Origin of the sequence: Gordonia sp. 'Campus' (assembly GCF_022206305.1) — a bacterium.
GTDB lineage: Bacteria > Actinomycetota > Actinomycetes > Mycobacteriales > Mycobacteriaceae > Gordonia.
The window spans coordinates 54,467-80,341 of record NZ_JAKOIW010000009.1 but is presented as its reverse complement, the minus strand read 5'-3'; the positions used below and the strand labels follow the sequence as shown (position 1 = coordinate 80,341).

The following is a 25,875-nucleotide window of genomic DNA, read 5'->3' as shown; positions in this document are numbered from 1 at the left end:
TGGTCGGGACACCGGCCGGTGGGGTTCGATCACCATTCCTCCTCGATTCTGCGGGCTATCCGCGCCAACACTTCTGGCCGTCCCAGGTCTGCGTGCGTCACGTCGACCGCCATCACCTCGACGCCCGGTCCGTTCCCGACGGCCTCCGCCCAGCGTTGCGGGGCCGGATTGTCCTCGGCGGCGACGTACACGATCTCGTCGGCGACGACGGGCCGGAGATCGTAGGCGCGGGCGGCCGCGGCCAGCGCGGCCGAACGGTCCTCGAAGCGCTGCACCGCGAGCGGGTCGAAGCGTTCGGCGAGCGCGCGCAGCGGATGGTCGCCGACGCGCAGTTCGTCGTCGCCCACGGACGCGAGCTCGGCGGGGGTGCGGGCGTCGAGCAGGACCAGCTGGGCCACGCGCGCGCCCGAATCGACCAGCTGCCGGGCGATCTCGTGCGCCAGCAGACCGCCCACCGACCAACCGACCAAGCGGTAGGGACCAGTCGGTTGGGTATGCCGGATCGCCTCGACGTGGAGGGCGGCGATGTCCTCGACGGTCCGCGGCATGTCCCGGTCCGCGAGCACGAGTTCGGGCAACTGCAACCCGAACACCGTTGCGGTCCGGAGCGAGTCACCGAGGGGGCGAAGCGGTTCGGCGAGACCGGTCGCGGTGTGCACACACCAGACCGTCGTGTCCACGGCGCCGGCGGTCCCGCGCGCCGGTGACAGCGGCACGACCCGATGTTCGGCACCGACGGACACCCCCGACGTCAGCAGTCCGGCGATGTCGGCCGGGGTGCGATGGGTGAACAGGTCCGCCCCGGCCACGATCCGGCCGGTACGGCGCTCGAGTTCATCGCGCAGTTGCAGCAGCGCGAGCGAATTGCCGCCCGCGGCGAAGAAGTCGTCGTCCATGCCGACCCGGACACCGCCGTTCGGCGTTTCGCCGGTCTCCCCAAGGACGGCGCGGAAGGCGTCGAGAACAGCGGCCTCCAACGGGGTCTCCGGGTCGCGCATCGACTCCGACCACACCGGCTCCGGCAGACGTTTCTCGTCTATCTTGCCCGCCCCGCTGCGCGGCAGGTCGGTCATCTCGACGATGCGACTCGGGACCATGTGGCGCGGCAGCCGGGCGCGGCAGGCCGCGATCAGATCCGCGATCGATGTCGTCGGCGACACCACGTAGGAGACGAGGGCATCCCCGGCCGGGCCCCGGCGGAGCACGGTCGCGCTGCGCTGCGCCCCAGCCCGGACGAGGACGGCGTCGATCTCGGCGGGCTCGACGCGCTGCCCGCGGATCTTGACCTGACGGTCGGCGCGGCCGAGGTAGACCAGCTGTCCCGTCTCGCGATCCCAACGCACCAGGTCGCCGGTACGGTATCGACGCTTCCCGTCGGGCCCCGCGACGAACGTGGCCGCGGTGAGTGCCGGAGCCCCGAGATAGCCGCGGGCGACGCCGGTCCCGGCGATGTAGAGCTCGCCGACCACTCCCGGCGGGACATGACGCAGCTGTGGATCGAGCACCTCGGCGCCGATCCCGGGGCGCGGGTGTCCGAGACGGATCGGCTCGCCGCGGCGGAAGGCGCTGGTGGAGACCGTCACCGTCGTCTCGGTGGGCCCGTAGATGTTGAGGACCTGCGCATGGTCCGCCCATGCCGCCGCGAGGTCCTCGGCGAGGGCCTCCCCGCCGATGTAGACCAGCCGCAGCGCGCCGATCCCGGCCGGCCGCAGGGTACGCATGACCGACGGGGTCGCGGTGAACACGCTGACAGCGGTCCGGTCCAGGAAACGGGTGAGTTCGGTGCCGCCCGCGATCGCCGCGGGCACGACCACCAGCGTCGCGCCTGCAGCCAGCGGCAGGAGCATGTCGTGCAGCGTGGCGTCGAAGCCGGGACTGATGGCCATGCCCACCCGGTCGGAGGGTTCGACGTCGCCGAGCGAGGCCACCCGATGGACACCTCGATGGGTGACGCCGACGATGTTCGGTGTGCCGGTCGTACCCGAGGTGGTGATGATGTAGGCCAGCGAGTCCCGCGGCACGACCGTGACCGGTTCCGGCACAACCGGTTCGATGGGTTCGACGGGGATGTCCGCCTCGGTGATCACGCTCGCGCGCGCTCCGGCGACGACATGGTCGATCCGCGCGCTCGGGTAGGTGACGTCGACCGGCACGCACACCCCGCCGATGCGGCTGACCGCCCAGATCGCGACAACCGACTCGATCGACCGCGGAACCACGACGGCCACCGCGTCCCCGACACCGAGCCCCCGCGCCCGCAGGCTCCGCGCCGTGACCGAGATCCAGGCGTCGAGTCGGCGGTAGGTGAGGGTGCGGACGCCGTCGGCGATGGCCGGGCGATCCGGGTATGCGGCGGCGGCCTCGGCGAAGAGCTCGGCCAGCAGGGGCTCGGCGCCAGTCGGCGCCGCGGCCCGCGCACGGTCGGTGACGAAGCGACGCTCGGCGACCGTGAGGGGTTCGACCGCCGCCACGCGCCGCCCTGGATCACCGGTCACCGCCTCGACCGCGGCGAGCAGCCGCTCGCCGAGGCCGCGGATCACGCTGTCGTCGAACAGCTCCCGGGCATGGTGGAGCTGCAGGCGCCAACCGTCCTCGTCCGGCACCGCGACGACGTGCAGATCGAACTCGCTCCGCGGCGTCATCCAGTCGACCGTGTCGACCGCGTCAACCGGGTCGACGATGTCGACCCGGGCGACGTCCGGCCCCTGCGTCATCGGGTCGGGCGCCACCGGGCTGTCCGGCACCGGCGTCTGGGCGACCGAGAACGCGACCTGCACGAGCGGATGACGACCAGGCATCCGCGGCGGGTCGATGAGTGCGACCACGTCGTCGAAGGCGATCGCGGCGTGATCGAGCGCGGCGAGGTCGTCGTCCCGTACGCGCGCGATGAACTCGCCGACGGTGGTGCCGGCGACGATCCTGGTCCGCAGGACGACGGTCGAGATCAGCATGCCCACCGTGCGCGCGGTATCGGTGTCGCGGCGCATCGATGCCGGGGTGGCGAGCGCGATGTCGTCGGCCCCGGACTGGGCCGCGAGTGCCAGGACCGTGGCGGCGTGCAGGACGTGGAATTCGCTGGCCTGCGCGCGGCGGGCGGCCGCCGACACCGCCTGTGCCGCGTCCCCGCGTACCGGATACTCGGTCATCGCGGTGCGGAGGTCCCGAGCCGCGGGCCGGCGTTGCGCGAGGTCGAGCTCGCCGCTGTACCCGTCGAGCGAGCGCCGCCAGTGGTCGAGCAGCTGCGGACGTGACCGCTCCTCCTCGGCGACCATCCGACGGGCGACCACCTCGAAACCGGTGGGCGCGGAGTCGAGTTCGTTGCCGGCGAGCAGTGATCGCAGCTCATGGTCGACGATCGTCGCGGATTCCCCGTCCATGGCGATGTGATGGGCGACGAGGACCACGGCCACCGGTGCCGCGTCACCGGCACCGGAACCGTCGACCACGACCCAGACCCGGACCGGCGGATCGCCGGTCAGGTCGAAGGGCACCGACAACGCGGAGAGGCCACCCGGCTGGGCCAGATCCGTTCCGCTCACGCGCCGCACCCGCGGGCTCCAGCCGTCGACGACGACTTGCCGGGGCCCCGCCGGTGTGGCGAGGTAGCGCGTGCGCAGAGCCGAGTGCCGCGCGACGAGAACCTCTATCGCGGTGTCGATCTCGGATTCGTCGACCCCTGCGGGCACCGGCACCGCGACGGGGACCGCGTAGATCGGCACCTCGCCGAGCATCTGCGCGCCGACCCACATCCGACGCTGCGTGGGTGCCAGGGGTTCGCCCTCGCCGACCGGCCCGGTATCGCCGGGCTCGGCCGCGACGGCTCCGGCTGGGGTGGTGTCGGCTGGGGTGGTGTCGTCGGCCTCCGGTTCGAGATCGTGCACCGCCCGCGCCAGTGCGGCGGGAGTCGGATTCTCGAACAGCAGTCGGGTCGGGATACGACGGCCCAGACGCCGTCCGAGCGCGGAGGTGACGCGGGTGGCCGACAGCGAGGTCCCACCCAGGACGAAGAAGTCGTCGTCGGGCGCAACGGCAGGGTGTGCGGGAGGGGGGTCCGGTGATTCGAGGACTTCGGTCATGATCGCCGTGATCGCGGGGACGAGCGAGGCCCAGTCCGCCGGGTCCGCCTGCGGCTCGGTCGACGGCGTCGACCGGCCGGAGGTCTCCGCCGGGGTGCCGTGGCCCGACAATGCGGGGAAGGGACGTTCGGTGTCCTCACCCACCGCCGTCAACATGGCGCGGAAGTCGTCGAGCAGAGCCTGTGCGACGTCGCCGGGGATGTGGCCCGAGTGCACCACGGTGATGTGCAGTTCGTCGTCGTGTTCGGCGAGCACCACCTCGACGTCGAACTTCGCGTCGACGGTCGCCGTCACCTCCGGCACGAGCGTCGCCACGGGTCCCGAGAGCGTGACCTCACCCGAGGACTGTGGCACGACGTCCTGGTTCACCAGGAGCACCGAGATCAGCGGATCCCCGCCCTCGCGGGCGCCGGGGCGGACCGTGCGGGCGACGTCCTCGTAGGGGACGTCGCTGTGGGGTTGGGCGGCGAGCGCCACATCGCGCGCCTGCTCGATGACCTCGCGGATCGGCGCGTCGGGACGCAGCCGGGTCCGCAGGGCGACGGTGTTGACGAACATGCCGACCACGGATTCCCACTCGGGCGCGTGGCGACCGTGCACCGGCACGCCGATCACGGTGTCCCACTGCCCCGTCCACTGTCCGACGACGGTGGCGAGGGCGGCGTGAGCCACCTGGAACACCGTTGCCGACAGCGTCTTCGCGGCCTGGTGCAGCGGCCCGGTCCCGTCCAGCGAGGCCGAGATCCGGCCCGTCTCACCGGTCGGGTCGACGTCCCGGCGACCCGGGAGCCGGACTGGGTCGGGTGCACCGGCCAGGGTCGAGGTCCAGAACCGCAACTCGCGCGCATGCCTGCTGCCGGGGTCGGACGGGTCACCCAGGCGCGCGATCTGCCACTGCGTGAAGTCGGCATAGGTGAACGCCTCGTCGGCGGGTACCGACAGTCGCTCGCCGTCATAGGCGCGGATGAGGTCGGCCAGCAGCACCCGGATGGACCAGCCGTCGATCGCGATGTGATGCAGCACCGCCGCGAGGTGCGTGTCCGGCTCCTCGGCCGAGTCGAGCTCGAAGACCGTTGCGCGGAAACCGGTCTCGTTCTCCAGATCGAACGGCCGCCGAAGGTGGTCGAGAACCTGCCGCCGGAGTCCGTCGGGCCCGTCCGCGGCGTCGACGACCCGGTGTCGCAGCACGGGGCTGCGGTGTTCGATGCGGCGCTGGACCGGACCGGCCGGCGAGTCCGGGTAGACGGTGCGGAGTACCGCGTGGGCGGCGACGACCTCGTCGACGGCCTTGCGCAGGCGCGCGAGGTCGACCCGGCCGGTGATGCGCAGCACCACGGGTACGTGGTAGGCGGTCGACTGCGGATCGAAGTGGTGATGAATCCACATCCGGCGCTGCGGGTATGCGAGCGGGAGGTGTTCGGGCACCGGGAGCCTCGTCGGGACCGGTGACGAATCCTGTTCCCGCGGAGCGGCGTCCGCGAGCATCTCGTCGACGCGCTGCGCGACCCGCGCCACCGTCCGGGCCTCGAACAAGGTGCGCACCCCGATGTCGGACCCGGTGGCCGACGACAATCGGGACGTCACCTGTGTCGCCGACAGCGACGTACCCCCCTCGGCGAAGAAGTCGGAGTCGGCGCTCATCGACTCGACCGGCCGCTCGAGGACCTCGGCCCACACGGCGGCCACGAGCTCCTCGGTGGCCCCCGACAGCGGTCGTCCCACCTCGGCACCCGAACCGGTTGTCGTTCCGGCGAACTCGGGGTCGGGTAGCGCGGCGACGTCGATCTTGCCGTTACGTCCCGTCGGGAGCGCCGAGACCGGCACGATGGCGGTCGGGATCATGCTGCGCGGCAACAGGTGTGCCAGCTGAGCGGGCAGTTCCGCGAGAACCCCGCGCCGGCCGGTCGCCCGGTCGTGGTCGAGGCGACCGGATTCGGGAACCACCCACGACACGAGGATCTTCTCGCCCGCGGGAGTGGTCCGCGCAGCCGTCACCGAGGTGGCGACGCCGGGCAGGCCGGAGAGCGCGGCGTCGACCTCCGCGGGCTCGAGGCGAACGCCGCGGATCTTCACCTGGTCGTCGGTACGGCCGTGGATGACGAAGGTGCCGTCGCCGCGCCGGTGGACCAGGTCGCCGGTCCGGTACATCCGACGGCCGGCGCGATCGGCGACGAAGGCGCGGGCGGTGGTCGCGGGATCGTCGAGATATCCACGCGCGAGGCAGTTCCCGGCGAGGTACAGCTCTCCGACGGTGTGGTCGGGAACAGGGCGCAGCGCACGGTCGAGCACGTGCACGACGACGCCCGCCAGCGGATGTCCGATGTGGACGGTGCCATCGAACGCGGCGCCGCCCTGTGCATACCGGGCACTGCCCGCCGCGACGGTCGCCTCGGTCGGGCCGTACTCGTTGCTCAGGGTGTGCAGCCGGGTCCATTCGCGTACCAGGCCGGCGCCCAGCGGCTCGCCGCCGACCGCGACGTGCCGGACGCGGCCCAGCTCGTCGGGATTCATCGTGGCCAGCACCGACGGGGTGGTCAGCAACACGGTCACCCGCTCGTCGTCGACCTCCGCGGCGAGTTCGTCGGCGGCGATGACCTCGGGCGGGCACAGGACGATCGTCGCCCCGGCCAGCAGCGGCGGGACCACCCCCATCAGGTGGGCGTCGAAACCCGTTGCATAGGTGTGCATCACCCGATCCGACGGTTCGAGCCGGAGGCGTTCGGCGGTGTCGCGCGCCCAGCCCGCCAGGCCACGATGGGTGACCTCGACCCCCTTCGGCACACCCGTCGTACCAGAGGTGAAGGTGATGTAGGCGACGTCGTCGGGCGACACCGGACGCACTCGTTCGGCGGGATCGAACACCGCAGCGGCTGCGACGGATTCGTCGGGAGCGCCGAGCAGCCGGTCGAGAGCCAGGACCGGGACACCCGGGTCCGTCCCCGCCTCGGCCACCCCGGCCAGGGTGAACACCGCACGGGGCCGGCACCGGCCGATGATCATCCGGCGCCGTTCCGCCGGGTCGGCGGGATCGAGGTTGACGAACGCCGCCCCGGCGCGTGCGGCCGCCGTCGTGGCGATGACGCCGAACACCGAACGCGGCAGCAGGGCCACGACCACGTCTCCCGGACCGATCCCCAGCTCGATCAGCGCACGCGCCGCGACCGTCGAGAGCCGGTCGAATCCGGCGTTGTCGACAACCGGCCCGTGCCCCGGGATCTCATACCGACGGTCGATGATCGCCGGCACGTCCGGGCGCCGACCGAGACCCGCGGTCAGCAGGACGTCGAGCGTCTCGACGCGATGACCGTCGACGGGACCGCCATCGTTGTCGCGAAAGAGCTCGACACCGTCCGGCCCGCCGGGCGCGAGCACCTCGACCGTCGGCCGGGTCGGCTCCGCGACGCCGCGGCCGAGGGTCTCGACGACCAGATCGCACAGCGCGTCGAGTCGCGCGGCACCCGCCACCTCGTCGGTGCAGGCCATCGTCAGGTGCAGCCGGCCGTTCCGGCGATACATCGACACGTCGATTCCGAACAGGGGCACCCCGAACGCCAGCGGCACCCCAGACGAGGACATCCCAGACGAGGACATCCCAGACGAGGACATCCCAGACGAGGACATCCCAGACGAGGGGTCGCCCTCCGCGAGTGCGGCCGCGACGACCTCGTCGGGAACGGCGCCGAAGGACACCTCGAACAGCGGCGCGCCCGCGCCCACGCGGCCAGGGTCGGCGATGTCGGTGATCTCGGTCAGAGGCAGGTCGGCGTGCTCGAACGCCCCCAGGTCGACCGCGGTGACGGAGGCGACCAGGTCGGCGAACGGGAGGTCGAGATCGACCGGTGTGTGCAGCGGGACCGCACGGGCGAACAGTCCGGGCACGGCGAGGAGCCGGGGATCGATCCGACCCGACAGCGCGGTGCCGATGGTGACGACATCGGAGTCGGCCTGACGGGCCAGCACCGCGGCGAGAGCGGTGTGCACGACGATGAACGCAGTGCTGCGCAGCGCCGGTGCCAGGGCGTCGAGGGTCTGGGTCGTCGCGCCGTCGAGCGAGCGATGTGCCCGGTGCACGGTGAGGGCGGTATCGGCACCGGCGGAATCGGTTCCGGTCGAACCGGGGCCGGTGGCCGCCTGCAGATTCACCTCCGGCAGACGCAGGCGTTCGACGGGGCGCGCGAAGGCTGCGGTCCAGTGTGCGACGAGATCGGTGCGCGTGGCCGCGAGCGTCGCCTGCCGCCACATCGAATAGCGCCGGTAGTCGACGTCGCCGGGCGGTGGCAGCGCGCCACCGAGCGCCTGGTCGAACTCCGAGGCCAGGATCGGGAAGGTCTCGCCGTCGACCGCGATGTGATGGGCGACGACGAGAAGCCAGGTCTGCGTGCCGACCCGGCAGAGCCGAACGCGCCACGGCAGATCCGCGGTGAGGTCGATCGGGACGAGGAGGGCGTCGAGTTCGACCGGGAGGGCATCGGGGGTCGACACATACACCTCGACGGCCAGTTCGGCATCGAGGTGGGCGCCGACGGCGTCGACGTCCCAGCGGTGCTGCACCGGTTGGGCACCGCGCATCGGGAAACCGGTGCGGAGGGCGTCGTGGCGGGTGACGATCTCGCGCAGCGCGCGGCGGATGTCGTGGACCGGCGCGTCGACCGGCATCGCGAACGGCATCAGGTACCCGGTGAACTCCGGTTGAGTCCGCCACCGGAGCCACAGATCCATCTGCTCCGGTGTCAGCGGGAGCTCGACGGGGATCTGGGTGTCGTCCGGCGTCGACGCGAGGGTCGGGACGGTTGCGCCCGAGGGATCGACGGCGGGGCGCACCCTCGCCGCGAGACCTTCGACCGTCGGCTGCTCGAAGACATCGGCGACCGTGATGCGGTGCCCCATCCCGGCGAGCGTCGCCACGAGCCGCGCCGCCGACAGCGAGGTGCCGCCCGCGGCGAAGAAGTCGGTGTCCGCGCCCGGAGCCGCGGGGTCCGATCCGGTGACCGACGCCATGGCCGCCGCCACCGCCTGCTCGGTCGCGGTGAGAGTCCTCGTCGACGACGCGGGCGGTGCGGCCAACATGCCGACGAGCCGACCCCGGTCGAGTTTGCCGGTGGAGGTCCTCGGCCAGCCGTCGACGATGGCCAGGCGCGACGGAATCATGTGCGCGGGTAGGCGTTCGGCGCATGCTGCGAGGATCGCGTCCTCACTCAGGGCGTCGAGGACGTCGAAGTCGGCGAGCCCGTCCTCGGTGACGAACGCGAGCAGCCGTTCGTCACCCGGGTGCGCCCCGGGCTCGACCAGCACCCGGGCATCGCCGACACCGGGGACACCGCGGAGCACTGCTCCGATCTCACCGAGTTCGATGCGATACCCGCGGATCTGAACCTGGTCGTCGTTGCGCCCCAGATAGATCAGGCGGCCGGGGGCGATCTCGCGGACGCGGTCGCCCGTGCGGTACATCCGCCGCCCCGACCCGCCCGGGTCCGCCACGAATCGGGTGGCCGTGAGCCCGAGGGCATTGTGGTATCCCAGCGCGACCTGGTCGGCGACCACGTACAACTCGCCGATGGCGCCGGTCGGGACCGGCCGCAACTGCCGGTCCAGCACCACCGCGTCGCACCCGTCCAGCGGGCCGCCGATGTGGCTGCGCTCGTCGTCGACGTCGACGTCGACGGCGGTGAGATGAACCGTTGTCTCGGTGATCCCGTACATGTTGACCAGGCGGGTGTCCGGGTGGTCCGCGGCCCACGCGCGTAACGTGCGGGGCGACAGCGCCTCTCCCCCGAACACGACCGTCCGTAACGACCGCAGCGGGGATGCCGGCCCGGTCGCTCGCAGCGTGGGATCGATGAGGGTCGCGAAGGCGGTGGGGGTCTGGGAGCAGATGGTGACCCCGTGCCGTTCGATCGACACCGCCAGCAGCTCCGGGTCGCGGACAGTCGCCAGATCCATGTCGACGACGCTGCCGCCAGACGCCAACGCCCCCAACACTTCCCATACGGAGAAGTCGAACGCATACGAGTGAACCCGGCTCCACACGTCGTCCGGGGTCGCCCCGACGACGCCCAAGGCCGCCCCGAGCATCGCGGCCAGGTTCTCCCGCGTCACGAGCACCGCCTTCGGGATGCCCGTGGATCCGGAGGTGTGGATCACGTAGGCGCCGCCGGGAATGGTCTGTGCGACACCATGGCCCGCTCCGCGTGAGATGACCGGTCCGGCGTCGACGATGGCGGCCGGCGACGTGGCGGCGAGTTGCAGGTCGATCCGCGACCGCGGACTGTCCGGATCGATCGGCACGTAGACCGCGTCGGCGATGAGCGACGCCACGATGGCCACCACGGAGTCGGCGCCGTTCCCGGTGAGCAGTGCCACCCGATCGCCGGGCCGCACCCCGGTGTCCCGGAGTTCGCGTGCCATGCCCTCGGCACGTTCGAGGAGCTCCCGATAGGACACTCGGTGCGCACCGGCGATGACCGCGATCGCGTCGGGCCGTCGCCGGGCATGGTCCCGCAGGGCCTCGATCGGATCCACCGGCGCGGTCCGCCGGGCGTGCCGGTCCGCGGATGAGTGGACGGGGACCGGGCTGCACCGGGCGATGATCGCATCCGGCGCAACCGATCCCAGAGCGGCGACGGTGTCGATGAAGCGCTCGAGAACCGCGTCGGCCGCGGCCACGTCGACGCGTTGCTCGGCGATCGTGAGCGTGACCGTGAGACCGTCCTGCTCATCGAACACCGTCACCTCGAGGGCGGTGCGCGCCTGATGGGTCGGGAGCGGCTCCGCGGCGGCGAACACCGCCGACCCCGTGAGGTCCGGTCGGGTTGCGTGATAGGCGAAGATGACGTCGGCGAGACCGGTGGGTCCGGCATCGGCGTGCGCGATCGCCGTCGTGAGGTCCTCCCCGACCGTCGCGAGGGCGTCGGTGACACGGCTGCGGCGGACATCGACGGTCCGCACCGGCACCGTCTCGACGAACATGCCCACCGGGCGGAGTTCCTCGGTGGTGAACCGGCCGGACACCGGCATGGAGAGCAGGATGTCGTCGGTGTCGGCGTACTCCCCCAGGGTGGACGACAGTGCCACGCACAGCAGGGTGTTCAGGGTGGTGCCGGCCTCACGGGCGCGGGCGGTGGCGCGTTCGCGGACATCTCGTCCGATGCGCCGGTGCCGGTAGACCGCGGGCCCCGCGGTGAGGCCGGTCTGCGAGCGGACGGCGGGTTCCGGCAGCGAGATGCCGGTGGGGGCGCCGCGCATCATCTTCGCCCAGAAGACCTCGGCCGCCGGGCTCGCCCCCTGTCTGCGGGCGTCGAGCATCGCGCTGACGCTGACGGCTTCCGTCGACCAGACCGGCTCGTCACCGTCGCGCCGCGCGCGTATCGCGGTGGCGAAGTCGTCGACCACGATGTGCAGGGACCACTCGTCGATCGCGATGTGGTGGGCGACCAGGACGACCTCGGTCTGCTCGCCCGATGCGTCGACGACCGCACGCCACGGAGCGTCCACCGTGAGGTCGAAGGGCGCCGACACGGCCAGCTCGGTTCCCACGGAATCCAGTGTGGCGCCGGTGATCGGCGCGGCGGCCCGTGCCTCGGTGACCCCGCGGACGTGTGCCAGGGGTTCCCCGTCCACATCCGGGTACACCGTGCGCAGGGCCTCGTGCCTGGCTGCCACGTCGATCAGCGCCGCCCGGACCACGTCGGCCGCGATGCCCTCGCCGAGCGTGAGTCGCACCGCCAGGTGATAGACGGTGGCGTGCTTGTCGGCGCGGTTGAGGAGCCAGATCTGCTGCTGCGCACGGGTGGGGCGGCAGCGGACCACACCAGACGCCGAGACACTGCGCGGCGCAGCGGATTCGATGACCGCGGCGAGTTCCGCGAGGGTCGTGACGTCGGCGAGGTCGCGAACGTTGACCACCACGCGCAGTGTCTCGCCGAGGTGGGTGGCCAGCTGCATGAAGCCCAGCGACGTGGCCCCCAGTTGCACGAGCTCGTCGTCCATGGACGGCTGTGAAACGCCCAGGACGTCCGTCACGGCGTCGGCGACGGCCCGTTCGGTGGCGGTCTCCGGTTGCCGGTGCGCGGCACGCGACTCGGGGGCCGCCGCGATGAGCGCCGCGGCGGCCGTGCGGTCGACTCCGCCGGACGCGTCGAGCGGCAGGGAGTCCAGCATCGCCACCCTCCTCGGCCACAGGACCGTCGGCAGCTCGGCATCGACCCGGCGCCGGACCGATGCGCGAATCCGTTGCCGGTCCGCGGATTTCGTGCACCCACCGGGCTCTGCTCCCACCGGCACGATGCCGACGTGGATCTCGCCGCCCGCGATGACCGACACGGCCCGGGCGACACCCGCCACCTCGGCGGCAGCACGTTCGAGAACGGCCAGATCGACACGAACACCACCGACGGTCGACACCTCTCCCGCGCGGTGGTCGACGACCAGTCCCCCGCCACCCGGATCCAGATGACCACGATCCCCGGTGGCGACCATCCGCTCACCGGGACGCCAGGGGCATGCGACGAACACGGCCGCGGTTCGTCCGGCCTCGCCGGCAAAGCACTGCGCCGACAGGGAACCGGCCACGTAGATGTCGCCGGTGACCCCGGCGGGGAGCGGGCGCATCCGATGATCGAGGATCGCGAGGTCGACTCCCGGTCGCGGCCCGCCGCCGGGTAGCGGGCGATCGAGCGGGGCGTCAGGTGCGATCCGGTCCGGCGACGTGTACGGACCGAGTACTCCCCGCGGGCAGTAGGGCGCGCGGACGTCCCGGCCGACGGCGAGCTGCACGATCGGGGCCGGCGCGGCATCGGATCCGACGACCAGCACGTTCGGGGCGAGAGTCGACACGGCGTGGTCGTGCAGCTGTCCGGGGGTGACGACGGCATGCGTCGCGGACTCGGCGGACGGGTCCACCAGCCGGAATCCGGTGGCGGCACACGCTGCGAATTCGAGGTGCTCAGCCCACGATCCGCGTGGTGTGATCCCGGCGAGTCTCCCGTGACCGGGTCCCGGGGTCGCGTCGGCGAAGACTCCCTGCGCGATGAGGGTCGCGACCGCCCGCTGCGGAACCGCGATCATCGATCCCCGGCCGCCGGATCCGCCCGGGTCGGCCACGAGACAGGCGATGTCGTCGGCTGCCGACTGACGGCGATCGGGACTCGGTGCCACAGAGCCGATGTCGGCGAGCGTGTACAACCCGTCCGCACGAGGACCGGACGGGGTTCCGTCGTCGACGAGGACGAGCATAGGGCGCGCAGCGGGTGGTGCGGCCTTCATCGACGGGGCATCGGGGTCGGTCAGGATCGTGGCTGCGCCGCTCTCCGCGATCGCCCACCAGGCGAGCATGCGGTCGGTGCGCGATCGGAGCGCGACGCCGACGACGGTACCCGGCCGGGCCCCGAGTGTGCGCAGGCGTGCACCCAGATCGCGTGCACGCGTGTGCATCTGATCGTAGGTCTCCGTCCCCGCGCCTTCGGTGGCAGCGGCCGACTGGTCCCGATGACGCGCGACCGCCGCTGCAAGCACTTCGGAAACGGAACCCGTTGATGCAGAGCCGATTTCGGAATTCAACACGGTTTCCGGTGCGTCGACGCGGAGGGGCAGGTCGTCGACGCGGGTGTCCGGTGAATCCAGCAATGCGGCGGTGAAGGTGTCGAGCATCGACAGGAACTGACGGTGATGCTCGGCGACCTCGGCGGCGTCGTAGCGGTGGGGATTGGCCTCGACCCCGATCATGAGTGACGCCTGGTGATCCTCGCCGGGGACCGGGTAGATGTTGATGGTCAGGTCGTCGGCCGGCCCGACCGTGAGGATGTGGAACGTGGCTGTCGCTTCGCCACAGGGGAATTCGCGGTCGAAGAGCATCAGGTTGAGCATCGGCCCGGATCGTTCCTGCGCTGCGGTGCGCGGGGTCCGGCCGCTGGTCTCGTCGGCGGCGACATCGGCCCAGATGTCCTCGCCGCGGAAACGCTGGTGCCGCAATGCCCCCATGAGGGCGGTCTGCGTCGTACGGAGGGCATCGGCGACGGTGGCCTCGGCGGTGACGCGCGTGCGCAGGGGCACGATGTTCGCCACCGGGAGCGGGGTGGATCGCAGTGCCGCGGTCGTGCGTGCCGCCACGGGGAATTGGAAGATGACCTCGTCACCCTGAGCAGCGGCCCGCGCGAGGTATGCGGCGAAGGCGGCGACGATCACGTTCGGCAGAATCGTCGACTGCTGCTGCGCGACGTCGCGGAGCGCGGCCATCGTCCGGTCGGGCACCTGGGCTGCGACGCGTCGGGCCACCGCAGCCGGACGGCCCGGCCGGTGCGCGAGGGTCGCGGCCACGCCCACGCCCGCCATGTTCTCGCGCCAGTAGGCGCGGTCGGTGCCGAAACGTGAGGACTCGCGGTACTGGGCGTCGGCGCGGGCCGGAAGATCCAGGTCGACCGGCTTCTGCGCCGGCGCGGGCTCCCCCGTCACCGCGGCATGGTAGGCAGCGAGTGCCTCGACCATCCGGTCCTTGCCGCCCATACCGTCCGACAGGAGGTGATGGCCGCGGTTGTAGACGAGAGATTTGTCGTCGGCGAGCCGGAAGAGGCATCCGCGCGCGGTGCGGTCGACGCGGGGATCCAGAGGGCGCGAATAGTCCTGCGCCATCATCTCCTCGGCGACCGCACGCGGATCGGGCCGGTCGCGGAGATCGATGATGTCGGCCCAGTAGTGCAGGGCGGGGTCGTAGACCCCGACGAGTCCGTCGTCGGTCTCGTCGAACCGCAACTGGGTGAACAGTGCCCGCTGAACCGCCGCGCTCGTCGCACGGACGAAGAGTTCGACGTCGATCGGGCCGTCGAGTTCGACGTACTGCGCGACGTTGATCGGCACGTCGGGGGCGGCCTGCTGGGTGAACCACAGCGAACGCTGAGCCGCACTCAGTGCGAACCGGCGGGCAGTGCCGGGTGTGGAGGTGCCGGGAGTCGACGACGATTCGCTCATGCGCGCCGTCCGTCACTCACCGGTCGGGTGAGCCTCGACCTCATGGGCCAGGCCGACCGTCTGTTCCCCCCGGTCCCCGAACTGACATCCTGACCCATCGATTCACGCGCGCGCGAGCTCCCGTCTCGCACTCGATCGGCATACGGGAAAAGGGCATGCGTCGTCCACATGAACGAAACGCGGGCGCCGAGGAAATCAACGCCTTGCCTCACCACTCACCATGTGCCGTCCTCTTGTCCGCCCACCGGTTGTTCCGTCGGTACCGCGTTCTCGGGTATCCGCCTTATCCGGCATGACCCGGGTTCCGGCCACCGCCCGCGCGGTGTCCCGCATTCTTTGACATGCGCTTCACCAGCACGAACAGCCTTTTCCCGGCACCATCGTCACACTGGCGATTCTCGTGAATACCGTTGCGCGCCGAGCGGGATACCAAGAGCCTATGGGACGGCCAGTCGGCCCACAACTCGGGGCGAGGGCACCGTTGTGACCATTTCGCCGGCCGACGATAAAAGCATTGGGCCGCGTCTGGGAATTCGTCGAAAACGCATATAGCCGTAGCTCCGAATTCACGGTCTCGGACAGCCGTCGAACTTTTGTGAATGTCTCGGAATTGTGCATGACCACCGCCGCCGAACATTCGGCGGTCGAGCCGTCTGCACAAATACGACACGGCGGCCCCGAAGGGCCGCCGTGTCGATGAAGAGAAGGTGGGGGTGGGTCAGCTGCCGAAGATGTCGCGCAGCTGCTCGACCTCGGTGACCCGCTCGGCGTGGGTCGGTGCGGTGGGCGAGGCGAGGATGCACGTGACCCCCGCTTCGCGGAATGCGGCAACGCGCTCGGCGACCTCGGACTTGGACCCGATCAGCGACATCGAGTTCACGAGATCCTCGGGGACCGCCGCGGCCGCCTCGATCTTCTTGCCGTCGAGGTACAGGTCCTGGATGAGCTTGGCCTCGTCGGCGTACCCGTACCGGATGGCCAGCTGGTTGTAGAAGTTCTTGCCGCGGGCGCCCATTCCACCGATGTAGAGCGCGGCGTGATGGCGGACGAGTTGCTTGGCGTTGTCGATCTGCTCGGCGTCGTCGGAGATGCGTGCGGTGGACTGCACCACGATGCCGAGTTCGCCCAGCGACGGATCGCGCTTGGCCCGGCCCGCCGCGAGGGACTCACCGAAGGCGGCGTCGATCTGCTCGGGGTGGAACAGGATCGGCTGGAGTTCATCGAACATCTCGGCGGCGAGCTCGATGTTCTTGGGCCCGATGGCGGCGAGGAGGAGCGGGATGTTGTCGCGCACAGGGTGGTTGATGATCTTCAGCGGCTTGCCGAGTCCGGAACCACCGTGCTCCTCGTCGAGCGGGAGGGTGTAGTGCTTACCCTGGTAGTTGAGCTTCTCGCGGCGCCAGACCATCCGGCAGATCTCGGCGTGCTCACGTGCGCGGCCCAGCGGGTAGTCGTACTTGACGCCGTGGAAGCCCTCGATCACCTGCGGACCGGACGCGCCGATACCGAGCACCGCCCGCCCGCCGCTGATGTAGTCGAGGCCGGCCGCCGTCATCGCCAGGTTGGTGGGGGTACGCGAGTACATCGGCAGGATCGCCGTCTGCAACTCCATCGTCTCGGTCTTCGCCGCGATGTAACCGAGCTGGGAGACGGCGTCGAAACTGTAGGCCTCCGGCACCGCGATGCGCTCGACACCCGCCGCCTCGAAGTCGGCGAGATTGTTGATGGTCTCGCGGAAGTCGCCCGCGTAGTTGATCGGCATGCCCAGCTTCATCGATGTCATGACGTCGGATTCTTCCACAGAGAAGCGCGGTTGCCGAGGGGTCTGCTGAACGTACGATAGCCTCCCTGCACAGGGGCCGGATCGCAACGAAAGCGCGACGAGATTTTGGGGATTACGGACCCCAGACCCGACAATCGTTGCCATGAGCGGCGAAATGCTGATCCTGGTGCTGTTGGTGATCACAGCCCTCGGCTTCGACTTCACCAACGGCTTCCACGACACCGGCAACGCGATGGCCACCTCCATCGCGACGGGCGCGCTCCGGCCCAAGGTCGCGGTGGGCGTCTCGGCGGTCCTGAACCTCGTCGGCGCATTCTTGTCCGTCGAGGTCGCGGCCACGATCACCAAGGACGTCCTCGACATCCAGCAGACGTCCGGGCCCGATGCCGGTGAACTCGTCGCCGGACTGTCGGCGACGACGGCGCTGCTGATCATCTTCGCCGGCCTGATCGGCGGAATCCTCTGGAATCTCCTCACCTGGTTGTTCGGCCTGCCGTCGAGTTCCTCGCACGCGCTGTTCGGCGGCCTCATCGGGTCGGGCCTCGCGGCCATCGGCGTCGACGGCATCAACTGGTCCGGGATCACGTCGAAGATCCTGATCCCGGCCCTGCTCGCGCCGGTGATCGCGTGCATCGTCGCCGCATGCGGAACCTGGCTGGTCCTGGTGATCACCCGGCGCATCGCCGACGGCGCGAAGGAGGACGGCTTCCGCTACGGCCAGGTCGCGACCGCGTCGCTGGTCTCACTGGCCCACGGCACTGGCGACGCGCAGAAGACGATGGGCGTGATCGCGATGGCCCTCATCGCGACCGGGCACCTCGACGCCTCGAGCGTGAGCCACGGACTCCCCTTCTGGGTGGTGTTCAGTTGTGCCGCGGCGATCGCGATCGGCACCTACCTCGGCGGCTGGCGGATCATCCGCACCCTCGGCAAGGGCCTCGTGGAGATCACCGCCCCGCAGGGGATGGCGGCCGAGGCGTCGTCGGCGGCCATCATCCTGACCTCCAGCGCGGCCGGCATGGCGCTGTCGACCACCCAGGTCGCCACCGGGTCGATCCTGGGGTCGGGCCTCGGACGCAAGGGCGCCCATGTCCGCTGGTCGGTCGCGAGCCGGATGGGCGTCGCCTGGGTGACCACGCTGCCGGCGGCCGGAGCCGTCGGCGCCGTCTGCTACTACCTCGCGCACCTCTTCGGCGATGTCACCGGTTCGGTCATCATCTTCGCGCTGCTAGTGGTCGCGTCGGGCTACATGTACTGGCGGGCCCAGCGCAACAAGGTCGATCACCAGAACGTCAACGACGCCTGGGAGGGTGACACCTGGGACGGGGACGCCTGGGACGGGGACGCCGAATCCACGCTGCCCGTCCCGCCGACCATCCCCGCGGAGATCATCGAACGCGATCCCGAGCGGACGGTCTGACATGGAGACCGTCGAAGCCATCGGCAAGGTCCTGGTCGTCGGACTACTGTTGGGAGCCGGCCTTCCCGCGCTCTTCGCGGTCGGACTCCGCCTGCAGACCCTCGGGTCCGGGGGCGAGAACGCCGACGGGACCCCGCAGGAGCCGCATCCCGCGCTGAAGACCCTGGCGTATGTGATCTTCGGTGTCGTCATCCTGGTGATCCTCACCGGAATCCTCTGGATCACCAGACAGACGATCTTCTACTACACCGGGTTCAAGATCTTCCCCTTCGGATACAAGTGAGGCCGCCCGTGGACCGTCCGACGTTCCTGCAGAGGATCGTGGACTGGCTGCGTGCCGGTTACCCGGACGGCGTCCCGCAGGGCGACTACATTCCCCTGGTCGCGCTGTTGCGCCGCCAGCTGACCGAGGACGAGGTGGAGCGGGTGTCGGTCGAGTTGGTGCGGGAGTCCCCGCCCCCACCCGAACCCATCTCCAAGATCGATGCCGCGGTGAAGATCACCCGCTACACCCAGGAACTGCCCCACGAAGACGACATCGCGCGGGTGCGCGACCATCTGGCGTCGCGCGGCTGGCCGTTCGACGACGACGGTCGGGAGCCGTCCTGAAGGTCCTCCGCCCGCTGCCGCTGCCTTCCACACCGGCGGTCGTCGACCGCCTCGACGACGTCCGGGCCATCCTCGACGGGGCGTCGGCGTACGCCCCGGTTCCCGAGTCCGACCGTGCCGCAACCGACCGTGCCGCAACCCAACTCGCGACCGCTCTGGGGGTAGGGGAGCCGATCGACGAGGCGTTCTCGCTCGTCATCTCGACCTCCGGATCGACCGGCACACCCAAGGGCGCCCAGCACTCGCCGTCGACCCTCGCGGCGTCGGCGCGTTCGACCGCTCTGCGTTTGGGCGGCCCCGGCAACTGGTTGCTGGCCCTCGCCCCGCACCACATCGCCGGACTCCAGGTTCTCCTGCGCGCGCTCGCCGCCGGACACACCCCGGCCGCCCTCGACCTGGCCGACGGCTTCGATCCGGCGTCCTACGCACGCGCGGTCGCCGACCTCGACGGCCCGCGGCGCTACACCTCCCTGGTACCGACCCAACTCGTCAAGGTCCTCGACCACGCCGGCGCGACGGCGGCCTCCCGCGGTCTCGACGCGATCCTCGTCGGCGGTGCGGCGACCCCGAAACCCCTGCAGGACAGAGCACTCGCCGAGGGTCTGCCGATCGTCGCGACCTACGGGATGAGCGAGACCGCCGGCGGGTGCGTCTATGACGGCACCCCGCTCGACGGCGTCGAGGTCCGGATCGTCGACCCCGCACCCGACGGTGTGGGCCGGGTGATGCTCGGCGGGCCCGTCGTCGCCCACGGCTACCGGTACCGGCCCGACCATCCCGCCTTCGCCGAGCCCGGCTGGTTTCGTACCGATGATCTCGGCTCCGTCGACGACACCGGGACGCTCACCATCGTCGGACGAGCCGACGAGGCCATCTCCACCGGCGGCCTGACCGTCGTACCGCAGGTGGTCGAGGCCGTGATCGTCGACGACCCGGCAGTCGCCGAATGCGCCGTCGTGGGTCTCCCCGATGCCCGCCTGGGCGAGAAGGTCGTCGCCTTCGTCGTCGTACGCCCCGGAGAACAGCTGGATGTCAGCCGGATTCGCGGTTCGGTGACCGAACGTCTCGATCGGTACGCCGCCCCGCGCGACGTCGTCGAGGTCGACGCGCTCCCCCTGCGCGGCCCCGGCAAGTACGACCGTCGGGCCCTGCGGGACAGGTTCGGCTCGACGACGTAGGGGTTGCTCCGACAGATGTCGCGTTTCGTGTCGTCCACCGACACGAAGTGCGACACCTACGATCACGCCGCGACCTCGAGCGCCTGTCGGACACTCGCCACCACGTACTCGGGCCGGTCGCGGAGGTCGCCCCAGGTGAAGTTGAGGACGGTCCATCCGTCGGCGATGAGAGCGTTGCGGCGAGTCCGGTCACGCTGGAAAGTCGTGGCGTCGCGGTGGAACGCGAAGCCGTCGATCTCCACCGCGACCCGCTCGCGCACGAAGGCCAGATCGATTTCGTACCCGGCAACCGGGTGGTTGGCCATCCAACCCCCGAGCTCGCCGTTGCGCAGAACGGTCACGGCGAGGCGCTCGGCCGCGGAGCGCGCACCGGACTCCAACAACTCGACCATCGGGGCCATGCCTGCGGCGCCGAGGCATCGGCGTCGACGTTCGTACGCCTCGCCCAGTCGCTCGACGGTGATCAGCTTCTTCTGCAGAGCGTGGTCGATGACCTCCACCCCGCTCTCGACCGCACCTTCCAGCGCCGACAACGCGACGCCTGTGACGAGCAGGTCCCGGCGGGTCAGCACGTCGGCGTCGTCGAGGGCGCGGTTGATGATCCGCACACCGGACACGGGTGCGCCGTGCCGCCCGCGCGGCGCGGTGACCATCGTGGTCGCGGGGCACTCGTCCACGATGCCCAGCCACCAGGCTGCCGCATGACCGGAGAGAACCGCGTGCTGTCCCACCGACAACGTCGCGATCCTGATTCGCGTGCGATCGGTCTCCGGGTGGTCGGCGAGTCGGTAGATCCGTGGATGGACCCGGACCCACTCCCCCGCGTCGACCCGACGGCGCACGGCTGACCGGTCCAGTCCGTGCAGACGCGCATCCGCGGCGGTCAGGACACCGTCACGGTCGAGGGCGAGGTCGCGGAGTTTCGTCGGCAGGCGCACAGGACTCAGACGCATTCGCGCCATGGCCGGTTCCCTGCGTTCCGGCCGCCCGGCAGACGTCGCACTTCGTGTCGTCCACCGACACGAAGTGCGACACCCACGCGGCGCCGGCGGGGCGACGGCGCCGTGGCAGGATCGACGCGTGGCTACCCCAACGCAGTGGATCCAGGGCGCTCGTCCGCGCACGCTCCCCAACGCGGTGGCTCCGGTCGTGGCCGGGGTCGGCGCGTCGCTGCACCACGGCGGCATCTCGTGGTGGAAGGCCGTGCTGGCGCTCGCCGTCGCGATGGCCTTCATCATCGGCGTGAACTTCGCCAATGACTACTCCGACGGCGTACGCGGCACCGACGACGATCGGGTCGGCCCGATGCGACTCGTCGGATCGGGCGCGGCGTCCCCCAGGTCGGTCAAGACCGCCGCGTTCCTGTGTTTCGGGATCGGTGCGGTGTGCGGACTGGTACTCGCGATCGCGACGGCCTGGTGGCTGGTCCTGGTCGGGGCGGTCTGCATCGCCGGCGCATGGTTCTACACCGGGGGCAAGCGGCCGTACGGGTACGCCGGCTGGGGCGAGGTCGCCGTGTTCACCTTCTTCGGGCTGGTCGCGGTGCTCGGCACGCAGTTCGTCGCCTCGGGCCGGGTCGACTGGATCGGGCTGGCCTGCGCCGTCGGCGTCGGCGCGATCTCGAGCAGTGTGCTGGTCGTCAACAATCTGCGAGACATCCCCAGTGACACCGAATCCGGCAAGATCACGCTCGCCGTCCGACTCGGCGATGCTCGCACCCGCACCCTGTTCGCGGTGCTGCTGCTGACTCCTCTCGTGATGAGCGTCGCCCTCGCGTTCGCGACTCCCTGGGCGCTGCTCGCCCTGCTGACGTTCCCGTTGCTGTGGCAGGCCTACACGCCGGTCCGCACCGGAGCCGTCGGCCCCGGCCTGATCGCATCGATCGGTTCGACCGGGAAGGCGATGCTGGCGTGGGCGGTGGTCACCGCGGTGGCCCTCGCACTCACCTGACAAACCGTGCCCGCCCCGCGAATCGTCGCGGGGCGGGCACGTCTGTACGTCGACGACCCGCGGGTCAGACCTGGGCGTCGACGTCGGGCAGGGTCGCCCACAGCGCGGCGCGGAGTTCGTCTGCGGTGGTGACCGATTCGATCAGCGCCCGCGACGGGGCGTCGGCGGTGTCGATGATGCCGAGCAGGAGGTACTCGGCGCGCAGGCGCCGGTCTCCCCGCTCGCGCGCGATCTCCATCGCCCGACCGAAGGCGTCCCGCGTCTCGGTCGCGAAGCGCGGCCGCAACCCGCGACCGCGCGGGCCGCGCCGGCCGCGGCCGGGTTCCCACGGGCCACCTTCGCCGGCGAACGGCCCGCCGGCCATGGGTCCGCCCGGGCCGAATGGTCCCGGCCCGAAGCCCGGACCCCAGGGACCGGAGTTCGCGGCACCGAACTCGGCCGGGCCACACTCGGGACGCGCCCCCCGGCCACGGTGCGGTCCATGACCATGTCCATGTCCGTGCCCACGCCCGTGACCACGCCGTCCCCGGCCGCGGGGCCCGCGCTCGGGCCGTTCACCCCAACCGTCGGACAGATCCTCGCCGAAGCGACCGCGAACGGCCTCACGGACCTTGTCGAGGTCGATGCCGATGCTGCGCAGCGCTTCTCGATCCTCTTCGTATCGTCGGCGCCCCGACTCGTCGTCGGCGGATGATCCGGACTCGTCGGCGTCGGCGTGCTCGTCGTGGTACGTACGCACCACTTCTCTCGCCGGGGCCAGGGTCAGCCCCTGGTCGGCGAGGAACGGGAACAACGAACTCCGGGCGTTGCAGAGCATGCCCAGGATCAGATGGTCGTTGCCCAACTGCCGGTGACCCAGGTCGCCGGCCTCCTGCGTGGCGAATGCCAGCAGCATCTTGTCATCGCGACTGATTCGCTCAAACATCTGTGTCTCCTCTCGGCCCACTTCCGCGGGCCTCACGTTGTGAGTGCTTCTGATGCACGGCCTGCCGGCTGATCTGCAGTACTTCCGCGATCGCCTGCCAGCTCCACCCATGGGCACGGGCGTTGGCCACCTGCACGTCTTCGAGCCGGTCGGCCAGCGTGCGCAACGCACGGACCGCAGCCAGGCCCCGGCCGGGATCGCTGCTCGCAGCTGCTCCCGCCAGGTCGGCGCTCGACGCGTCGGGTGCGGTGTCGGTGTTCTGGTCGTCGTGCATGATGTCAGGTTATGTTGACACCGCCAGATTGTCAATATTTGTTGACAACGGGGGTGGCCGAAAGGTCCGGGAGAGGCCGGGGTCACTCGTTCTGGATCGACTCGCTGATGTTCATCCGGGCCGCGCGCACGGCCGGAACGAAGGCGCCGACGAGGCAGAGGGCCACGGCGATGGCGACGAAGAGCAGCGCGGACGGGCGCGGGGAGTAGATGACGGTCAGCGACGTGGTGATGGTGAGGATCTGATTGCTCAGCAGATGCATGGTCGCGCCCAGGACGACACCCACGGCGGAACCGATCAGGGCCACCGCGCCGGCTTCGGCGAGCACCATGCGCGACACGAACTTCCGCGACGCACCCATGGCCCGCAGCACGCCCAGCTCGCGGCGTCGTTCGATGACTGAGAGCAGCAGCGTGTTGAGCAGCGCGATCGCGGCGGCACCGGCGACGATCCACTGGATCGCCACCGTGAACGCACCAGCCTGCTCGACGGTCGCCTGGGTCGCGGCGAGCGCCTCGGCACCGCTGTACACCCGGATCGGCTTGTTCCCGGTGGTCGTCGCGTCCCCGACCGCGGACTCGAGCTGCCGGCGAATCTCGTCGGGGTCCGCATCAGGAGCCGTGATGACCTGCAGATAGGTGTCACCGTCGCGTCCGAACCAGTCCCCCAGCAGCTGCTGCGACATGGCGGCGACACCGGAGTCCAGCGACACGTAGTCGACGGTGTCGCGCACCACGGTCTGGCGCGGACCACTGGGAGTCGCGAGCTCGACCGTGTCGCCGGTTCCGACCCCGAGGACACGTGCGAGGACGTTGGACAGGAGAATCCCGTCGCCGGCGAGCACCTGTGCCACCGCTTCCGGAGATGCTTTGCGCATGAACGGTGCACGCGAATCCGGTTCGAGCCCTTGCACGTTGGCCTTGCTCTCGCCGATGTTGACCGCGGCCCACTGCCCGCCGACCACCTCGGTGACACCGGGGATGGTGGCGACCCGCTCGGCAACCGCAGGCGGCAGGAGCGGACCGAGCGGCAGGCTCGCCGCCGAGGTCGACGACACGTAGAAGTCCGGATCGCCCAGGCCGTCGAGCGATTTCGACATCGACGACACCAGGTTGTCGAGCGCGCCCGACGTCCCCATGCCGACGGCGATCGCCACGGCCACCGTCATGAGCGTCGCCCACGCGCGCCGCGGTGCGCGTTCGGTGTTGACCGACGCGAGCCGTCCCGGCCCGCCGAACCAGCGGGCGACCCGGACGACCAGCCACGACAACGGCTTCGACAACGCGAAGCAGACGAGCAGCGCACCGACGAGGTAGAAGACACCGGCGAGGATGGCGGGCCTGCCGGGCACCGTCGCGACGATCACCCAGGACGCGATGAGCCCGGCGACACCGAGGATCGCGGCGATGACGACGGCGGGACCCCGCCGCGGTGTGGCGTCGGACACCTCGACCGGGGCCATCGCCTCGACCGGCGACACCGCGAACACCGAGCGCGCCGCGAGGGTCGTCGCCGCGACACAGGCGACCACACACGCGGCGACGGCGACCATCGGTGCATAACCGGGCAGGTGGTAGTTGATGACCGTGCCCACCGAGTCGGCCGGCGGGTCGGGCAGGCTGCTGATCACCGCCCGGCCCGCGAGAATGCCGAGCGGGACACCGACGACACCGCCGAGCAGGCCCATCAGCGCGGCCTCACCGAGCATGTCGCCGACGAGGTGCGATCGCCGGGCACCCAGCGCGCGGATCATCGCCAGGGACTTGCGACGCGATGCGACCGCCATGTTCATCGTGTTGAAGACCAGGAACGCCGCGATCACCAGGGACACCAGCGAGACCAGCAGCGTCGCATCCCGCGTCACCGAACTCGCGACCTCGGCCTGTTTGGCCCGGAAGTCGGGGTCGACCACCACCGCGCGGCCCGCGACGATGGACTCCACCTGCGACCGCACCGCGGACACGTCCGCGCCCGGATCGGTGACGATGAGGATCGAATCGAGGCGACCGTCGAGCCCGAGCAGCCGCTGGGCGAGGTCGACATAGGCGAAGACGAAGCGCCCGTTGTTGAGCGCCGCCGCCTGATCGTTGTCGACGACCTCGAGCACCTCGACGTCGACGCCGTCGATGGTCAGTTCCTGTCCGCGCTCCAGGCCGAGTCCGGGTCCGACCAGCACGCCGTTGCGCAAGCGGTCGAGATCGACTGTCCCCGACCGTTCCTGCTGGACCGCGCCCCGCAGACTGCCCGACAGCGCGGTGACGCGCTGATCGGAACCCAGGAGCGGGACCGACGAGCCGTCGACGACGACGGAGCCCCGGACCATCGGGACGACGGCCTTCGCATCGTCGACGTCGCGGCGGATCTGACCCGCGAGCGCCTGGTCGACACCCGTGTCGGTGATCCCCGCGACCTCGATGTCGGCGGTTCCCGACACCGCATTGTTGAACTCGCGCACCGATTCCGACGTCGACCCGTAGGTTCCCAGGACCGCGACCAACAGGGCCGACGAGACGATCACGACCGCCAGCGATGTGAACAGACGCAACCGATGGGTGCGGATCTCGCGGAGGTTGAGCAGACGGATGCGGGTGAAACCGGCGCCCAGGGCCTCGACTCGCCTCGTCGCTCCGCTCCTCGCCGGCTCAGCCGACGGGGGGACTCGCCTCGTCTCTCCGCTCCTCGCCGGCTCAGCCGACGGGGG

Annotated in this window: 11 protein-coding genes; 5 read left to right on the top strand and 6 right to left on the bottom strand. The window is 70.7% G+C overall.

Translation table 11 applies throughout. The features are described 5' to 3' along the window. Nucleotides 1–29: 29 nt before the first annotated feature. Together MAY35_RS11750 and MAY35_RS11745 are read right to left on the bottom strand one after the other, a co-directional pair. Entirely contained in the window at nt 30–15,035 is a 15,006-nt protein-coding gene (locus MAY35_RS11750) for a non-ribosomal peptide synthetase (protein ID WP_238421474.1), read from the bottom strand. A gap of 718 nt (nt 15,036–15,753) precedes the next feature. Then, on the bottom strand, nt 15,754–16,818 hold the full coding sequence (locus tag MAY35_RS11745; protein ID WP_238421473.1) for an LLM class F420-dependent oxidoreductase: 1,065 nt from the start codon (nt 16,816–16,818) through the stop codon (nt 15,754–15,756). 142 nt (nt 16,819–16,960) lie between these two features. Here MAY35_RS11745 and MAY35_RS11740 point away from each other — a divergent pair, with 142 nt between their 5' ends. Genes MAY35_RS11740 through menE form a run of 4 tightly spaced genes read left to right on the top strand, consistent with a single transcriptional unit; the run spans nt 16,961 to nt 20,025 of the window. Beyond that, nucleotides 16,961–18,238, top strand: a complete 1,278-nt coding sequence (locus tag MAY35_RS11740; RefSeq protein WP_238421472.1) for an inorganic phosphate transporter — start codon at nt 16,961–16,963, stop codon at nt 18,236–18,238. 1 nt (nt 18,239) lies between these two features. Continuing rightward, a complete protein-coding gene (locus MAY35_RS11735; protein WP_238421471.1) occupies nt 18,240–18,521 on the top strand; it encodes a hypothetical protein in 282 nt (93 codons plus the stop codon). Between the two features lie 8 nt (nt 18,522–18,529). After that, complete coding sequence (locus MAY35_RS11730) at nt 18,530–18,847, top strand: DUF3349 domain-containing protein (RefSeq protein WP_238421470.1); 318 nt, start codon at nt 18,530–18,532, stop codon at nt 18,845–18,847. Then, nucleotides 18,844–20,025 carry an o-succinylbenzoate--CoA ligase gene (gene menE, locus MAY35_RS11725; RefSeq protein ID WP_238421553.1) on the top strand — a complete coding sequence of 394 codons (1,182 nt, stop codon included), beginning with the start codon at nt 18,844–18,846 and terminating at the stop codon, nt 20,023–20,025. Before MAY35_RS11730 ends, menE begins: the two co-directional genes overlap by 4 nt. Before the next feature lie 62 nt (nt 20,026–20,087). On the opposite strand, the gene MAY35_RS11720 is transcribed toward menE, so the two are convergent. Then, a complete protein-coding gene (locus MAY35_RS11720; protein WP_238421469.1) occupies nt 20,088–20,987 on the bottom strand; it encodes a type IV toxin-antitoxin system AbiEi family antitoxin domain-containing protein in 900 nt (299 codons plus the stop codon). A gap of 118 nt (nt 20,988–21,105) precedes the next feature. On the opposite strand from MAY35_RS11720, the gene MAY35_RS11715 reads away from it, so the two are divergent. Next, the gene (locus tag MAY35_RS11715; protein WP_238421468.1) at nt 21,106–21,975 is read left to right on the top strand and encodes a 1,4-dihydroxy-2-naphthoate polyprenyltransferase; all 870 of its coding nucleotides are present in this window, start codon (nt 21,106–21,108) and stop codon (nt 21,973–21,975) included. A gap of 64 nt (nt 21,976–22,039) precedes the next feature. Here the strand turns inward: MAY35_RS11715 and MAY35_RS11710 are convergent, their stop codons facing one another. From MAY35_RS11710 to MAY35_RS11700, 3 genes are all read right to left on the bottom strand, one after another. Continuing rightward, nucleotides 22,040–22,900, bottom strand: coding sequence for a Clp protease N-terminal domain-containing protein (locus tag MAY35_RS11710; RefSeq protein WP_238421467.1), 861 nt, complete (start codon nt 22,898–22,900; stop codon nt 22,040–22,042). Further along, on the bottom strand, nt 22,893–23,174 hold the full coding sequence (locus MAY35_RS11705) for a helix-turn-helix domain-containing protein (RefSeq protein WP_238421466.1): 282 nt from the start codon (nt 23,172–23,174) through the stop codon (nt 22,893–22,895). Before MAY35_RS11705 ends, MAY35_RS11710 begins: the two co-directional genes overlap by 8 nt. An 82-nt stretch (nt 23,175–23,256) precedes the next feature. Continuing rightward, the gene (locus tag MAY35_RS11700; protein WP_238421552.1) at nt 23,257–25,779 is read right to left on the bottom strand and encodes an FtsX-like permease family protein; all 2,523 of its coding nucleotides are present in this window, start codon (nt 25,777–25,779) and stop codon (nt 23,257–23,259) included. Between the last annotated feature and the right edge of the window lie 96 nt (nt 25,780–25,875).